Origin of the sequence: Tabrizicola sp. (genome assembly GCF_051645465.1) — a bacterium.
Classification (GTDB): Bacteria; Pseudomonadota; Alphaproteobacteria; order Rhodobacterales; family Rhodobacteraceae; genus Tabrizicola.
Map to the genome: position 1 here is coordinate 1 of NZ_JBOFBI010000169.1, position 5,482 is coordinate 5,482.

Genomic DNA, 5,482 nt, shown 5'->3' on the forward strand with positions numbered 1-5,482 from the left:
CTGTCATTCCAACCCGCGCCAACCGTCGGCGCGCAGTTCGGATCCTATGCAGCGCTGTCCAGTTCGATTGCAGGCGATGCCTTGGCAACCGGGCCGACAGCAAACCAACCAAGCGGTTCCGCCATCCCGGACGGCGCACTTGTTGATCCGGCCACCACAGTAACGGCCTTCCTCAGCGCCACGCAACTGGCCGCTCTGGATGACAACCAGTTCTCGTTCTACTGAGCTATGGGTAAAGTTTGACACCGGCCATGGCAGCAAGAATGCAAGACTTCGGTGAAAACCGCTACAAGACAGCCCTGCGCAAACTGCGCGGGGCGTTCTGGCTCGCCGGGCTTTTCAGCGCTGGCGTGAACCTTCTGATGTTGACCGGGCCGATTTTCATGCTGCAGGTCTATGACCGGGTGCTCGCCTCGGGGTCTGTGCCAACGCTGATCGGCCTCTTTATTGTTGTGATCGTGCTCTTTGCTTTCATGGGGCTTTACGATTTCCTGCGCGTGCGGCTGCTGTCACGCGCGGGCTATCATCTTGATCGTGATCTTGGTGAGGCGGGCTTTGAAGAATGGCTCGCCAGCGGTATTCGCGGCAATCGTGCCAACCGCCGCCCCCTTGCCGACATTGCCGTGCTGCGGGCGTTTCTCGCCAGTCCGGCCATGTTGGGGTTCTTCGATATCCCTTGGGTGCCCTTCTACCTTGCCGTCGTCTTCTTCATTCACCCATGGCTTGGGTTCCTGACGCTTGGCGGTGCAGTGATTGTAACAATCGCAGCTTTGGCCGGGCAGTGGCTCACCGATGCCAGTTACAAGCGTGCGATGGGTATGGATGCAAGCGAAAGCTTTTTTGTGGATCAGGCTTACCGGAACGCGGAGCCGCTGATCGCCCTAGGCATGGCCGACCGCATCCGCAAAAGATGGCGCGGCATGCATGATGATGGCCTCGCAAGCGGCCAGACCGGCGGCGACTGGTCCGAGGGGCTTGCCGCTTTTTCCAAGGCATTCCGGTTGCTGCTGCAATCCGCAATGCTGGCCCTAGGCGCTTATCTGGCCATCTATCAGAACATTTCAGCGGGCATGATCGTCGCGACATCAATCATCGCGGGCCGTGCATTGGCACCCATCGATCAGGTCATTGGCCAATGGCGATCTATCGTGCGTGCGCGTGAGGCCCACCGTCGCCTCGCCGATGTGCTAGGGACCGCGCCCGCGAAACCCGCTGCCGTCGTTTTGCCCGCGCCTGAGGGCCACCTTGCCCTCAGCGGCGTCACCAAATTTGCACCCGGTCAGACCATCCGCGCCGACCGCCCCCCGATCCTGTCGAACATCTCTTTCACCTTGTCACCCGGTGATGCCTTGGGCGTAATCGGGCCCTCGGCCTCCGGCAAGTCCACACTTGCCCGCCTGCTCGTCGGTGCCTGGTTGCCCGACAGCGGTGAAATTCGCCTTGATGGCGCAACCTATGATCAGTGGGATCCCATCGCCCTTGGCCCGCATATCGGCTATCTGCCCCAATCGCTGGAGCTTTTGTCGGGCACCGTCCGCGACAATATCTGTCGCTTTGATCCCAACGGTTCCGATGACGCCATTATTGCTGCTGCGCGGCTTGCCGGCGTCCATGACATGATCCTGTCCCTGCCAAAAGGCTACGCCACCGAAATCGGTCACGGCACCCCGCCGCTTTCGGGCGGCCAGGTGCAGCGCGTCGGCCTCGCCCGTGCCCTTTATGGCGACCCACGCCTCATCGTTCTTGATGAGCCGAATTCGAACCTCGATGCTATCGGTGACGAAGCCCTCATGCGTGCAATTCTTGCCTGCCGTGAACGTGGGGCGACCCTGATCATCATGGCACACCGCCCCTCGGCGATTGCGAGCGTGAACAAGGTGCTGGTCTTGCAGAACGGGACGGTCGCGCATTTTGGCGACAAGGAGGTTGTCCTGGCCCAAGCTGTCCGGCCCGCTGCTACACTGGTGAAAAAGGTGCAGGATGCCGGTTGATGCCGCTCCCGCGCCTTCCGTCAGGATGGGTCGTGCCGGCGCCGTTGCCGTTGTCTCCAGCCTGGCGCTTGTTGCCGCTTTGCTGGTGTGGTCGGTTCTGACCCAGATCAGCGGCGCGGTCGTGGCCCAAGGGACGATTGCCGTCATGGGTAAGCCAAAGGCCGTGCAGCATCTCGATGGCGGCATCGTTCAGGACATTCTCGTCGCGGATGGTGATCTTGTGCAAAAGGGGCAAGTGCTGATCCGCCTTGATCCATCACTCCTTGAGGCCAATCTGGAGATTTACCGCAACCGCCTTGCCGAGGCATCGGCGCGATTGGCACGGCTTCAGGCCGAGCAGGCGGGCGCGTCCGACGTTGTCTTTGCCGAAACGCCACCGCTGTTGTCTGGCCGTGACCTGCAGCCCGTCCAAACCATGGAAGGCGAGATTTTCGCCGCGCGCGCCGAAATTCAGGCCGGGCGCAAGTCGCAGCTCGAGGAACGTATCCGCCAGTTCAACAATCAGATTGCGGGCGTCGAAGCCCTGATCGCGGCAAAGCGCGAACAGGTTGGCTTTATCGAACAGGAGCTCACCCGTCAGGAAGAACTGCGTGACAAAGGACTGGCCCGTGATGCCGACGTGCTGACCCTGCAGGGAAATCGTGCTGACCTGCTGGGGCAGATTGCCGAACATCTGACCGAGGCCGCGCGCATCGAAAACTCGGTGCACGACACCGAACTGGAAATCCTGCAGGCGGATCGCCAGTTCCGCGAAGAGGCCGTGACGGCATTGCAGCAAACCCGCCAGCAGATCGAAGAGCTTGTGCAGCAGATCGTCAGCACGGAAAAGCAGCTGGAGCGGATCGAGATCGTGGCTCCCGTTACCGGGAACGTGCATGAGCTTCAGATCGTGACGGAAGGGGGCATCGTGCCGCCCGGTGCACTGATCGCCCAGATCATTGCGGTTGATGAGGCGCGCGCCTTCGAGTTCCGCGTGGCTCCGGTCTCGGTCGATAACATTCAGCCCAGGCAGCAGGTCCGCCTGCGCTTCGCCGCATTCAACACCCGGACAACGCCCGAGATTTTCGGCGAAGTCGCAGGAATTTCGCCGACGACCGTTATGGATGAAACCACCGGTGCCGCCTACTATCGCGTGTTTGTCGAGGTCGCTCCGGCAGAACTGGCACGGCTCGGCGGGCTGGAGCTGGTCCCCGGCATGCCAATTGAGGGCTACATCGGCACTGGGAGCAGGTCGGTCGCCGACTATCTGACACGTCCGATTGTGGATAGCTTGGGTAAGGCGTTCCGCGAAGAGTAGCGACTATCGCAACATATAGGCGCGAACAAGAAAAGCCCGGCGGCGCGACGGTGTGATATGCGCCACCTGCAGCATGGTCCGTTCGCAGCCCAGAACCGTCTAGTCCTCGCTCCAGTCGAACTGGAACGCTTCGCCCGAACGAAAAACCGTCGGAACAAAGGTGCCGCGACCGGTCGCCTGCTGTTTCTTTTGTCGATGCGCGCGCCAGCCTTGGGCAAAAGCCGCTGTGCGATCGTGCGATCCGGTGTAGCCGAGATTCACAAAATCCTCATGCAACTGCTTGTCCGCCCGCCGCTGCTTATAGGACTGCCCGGCCTCCGTGTTCGAGCAGCCCTTGACTTCGCAACGCAAGGATCAAGCTTACCAGCATGCTCGGAAATCTCAAATTCCGGTGTTACGGTGCGCGACGAAAAATACTTCCGAATGTCTCAGCCATTCGCCTTGAACCAATGCTTCGATGCGCGACAGCGTCATCTGCGCGCGATGTCACGTGTGGATAGGTGCTTGCGCAAGGCTCAACACCGGAAGATGCGCTAAAAATACCATGTCGATCAGTCCAAAATTTCTCGCTGTCAGCAGCCAAGGTGATAGTGTCAAATTGATCAGCTCTCACTGAGAATTATGCCCCTAAGCGGGTCACTTCGAAGTGAATGGGGGAAAGCGGACTTGCGGCAGTGCGGCATCGCGAATGCAGCAAATGGCAAATGCAGTAGTTCGCTCAGGCCTTAGTGCAATGTCTGCCAAATCAGCTTGAAGGGCGCAAAGCGGCTGACCTGAGCCCCTGAACCTCCTCCAGTTTTTGGTAGAGTCCGTCCACGCATGGAGACGGACAATGAAGCAATCGCGGTTCACGGAAGGGCAGATCATCGGGATACTGAAGGAACAGGAGAGCGGGTCGCCGACAGCGGAGGTCTGCCGCAAGCACGGCATCAGCTCGGCGACGTTCTGCAAATAGTTGCCATTGGAGCGCCATTGGTTCGAGCCCAATGGCGACGCGCGGTTTGGCGGCATGGACGTGTCGGAGGCCCAGCGTTTGAAGGCGCTGGAGGACGAGAACGCGAAGCTGAAGAAGCTTCTGGCCGAGGCGATGCTGGACATTGCCATTTTGAAAGACGTCGCTGCAAAAAGTGGTGACGCCCGATGCGAGGCGGGAGGCGGTGGCGCATATCGTGGTGATTCACGGGGTGAGCCAGCGTCGGGCGTGCGAGGTGCTGGCAGTGGATCGCTCGAGCATCCGGTATCGGAGCATCCGCCCTGATGATGCCGCGGAACGGGCCGCGATGAAGGCGGTCGCGGCCGAGCGGCGGCGGTTCGGCTATCGGCGCATTCACATCATGCTGAACCGGCAAGGGATCGCGATGAACCTCAAGAAGTTGCGCAGGCTATACCGTGAAGAGCGGCTGCAGGTGCGCAAGCGCGGCGGACGCAAACGGGCCTTGGGAACACGACGTCCGATGGTCGTGCCACAGGCTGCGAACGCGCGCTGGAGCCTCGACGTCATCAGCGATGCGCTGACCGATGGTCGCCGGTTCCGGGTTCTGGCGGTCGTGGATGATTTCACGCGGGAGTGCCTGACGCTGGTCGCCGATACCTCCCTGTCGGGCACGAGGGTCGTGCGTGAACTGGACGCAGTCATCGCCCGGCGGGGGTGCCCCATGACCATCGTCAGTGACATTGGCACAGAGTTCACCTCGACCGCGATCCTGTCCTGGTGCCAGCGCACGGCAGTCGACTGGCACTACATCGCCCCCGGCAAACCCATGCAGAATGGTTTCATCGAGAGCTTCAACGGGCGCTTTCGCGACGCGTTCCTGAACGAAGTACTGTTCTCGACACCGACGGACGCCCGCACCCAGATCGCAACCTGGAAGGAGGACTACAACCGCCACAGACCCCATTCCGCCCTCGGCAACATCCCACCGGCCGAATTTGCCAAGAAAATGAGACTGGAAATGCTGGCAGCCTAGGGTCAGGACTCATAGCCAGAACATGACAGTTGCGGCAAGGGCGCATGCCGAAAGGAACAGATCGGCGCATCTGTCGTAGCGGGTGGCGATCCTGCGCCAGTCTTTCAGGCGTGCGAACATGTTCTCGATCTTGTGGCGCTTGCGGTAGAGGTAGGCGTCGTAGGGAATGATGGACCTGCGGCCTTTGCGGGACGGGATACAGGGCTGAATATCGCGCTTGATCAATG

5 protein-coding genes and 1 pseudogene are annotated in these 5,482 nt (G+C 60.7%); 4 read left to right on the forward strand and 2 right to left on the reverse strand.

The window, feature by feature from the left end; genetic code table 11:
- The 3 genes from ACRCSW_RS10660 to ACRCSW_RS10670 all read left to right on the forward strand — a co-directional run.
- Positions 1–225, forward strand: a 225-nt coding sequence (locus ACRCSW_RS10660) for a hypothetical protein (RefSeq protein WP_438704922.1), incomplete at its 5' end; no start/stop codon positions are given.
- Positions 226–263: 38 nt separating this feature from the next.
- Complete coding sequence (locus tag ACRCSW_RS10665; protein ID WP_438704924.1) at positions 264–1,991, forward strand: type I secretion system permease/ATPase; 1,728 nt, start codon at positions 264–266, stop codon at positions 1,989–1,991.
- A complete protein-coding gene (locus ACRCSW_RS10670) occupies positions 1,981–3,288 on the forward strand; it encodes an HlyD family type I secretion periplasmic adaptor subunit (RefSeq protein WP_438704926.1) in 1,308 nt (435 codons plus the stop codon). Before ACRCSW_RS10665 ends, ACRCSW_RS10670 begins: the two co-directional genes overlap by 11 nt.
- 99 nt (positions 3,289–3,387) lie before the next feature.
- Here the strand turns inward: ACRCSW_RS10670 and ACRCSW_RS10675 are convergent, their stop codons facing one another.
- The gene (locus ACRCSW_RS10675; protein ID WP_438704928.1) at positions 3,388–3,639 is read right to left on the reverse strand and encodes a hypothetical protein; all 252 of its coding nucleotides are present in this window, start codon (positions 3,637–3,639) and stop codon (positions 3,388–3,390) included.
- Positions 3,640–4,120: 481 nt separating this feature from the next.
- Between ACRCSW_RS10675 and ACRCSW_RS10680 the strand changes: the two are divergent.
- Positions 4,121–5,255 (forward strand): annotated as a pseudogene (locus ACRCSW_RS10680) (IS3 family transposase).
- 9 nt (positions 5,256–5,264) lie between these two features.
- On the opposite strand, the gene ACRCSW_RS10685 reads toward ACRCSW_RS10680, so the two are convergent.
- The coding region (locus ACRCSW_RS10685) for a transposase (protein ID WP_438704930.1) at positions 5,265–5,482 on the reverse strand (218 nt) is incomplete at its 5' end.

Coding starts and splice junctions, on each gene's coding strand:
- ACRCSW_RS10665 (WP_438704924.1), top strand. CDS start 264: ATGCAAGACTTCGGTGAAAACCGCTACAAGACAGCCCTGCGCAAACTG.
- ACRCSW_RS10670 (WP_438704926.1), top strand. CDS start 1,981: ATGCCGGTTGATGCCGCTCCCGCGCCTTCCGTCAGGATGGGTCGTGCC.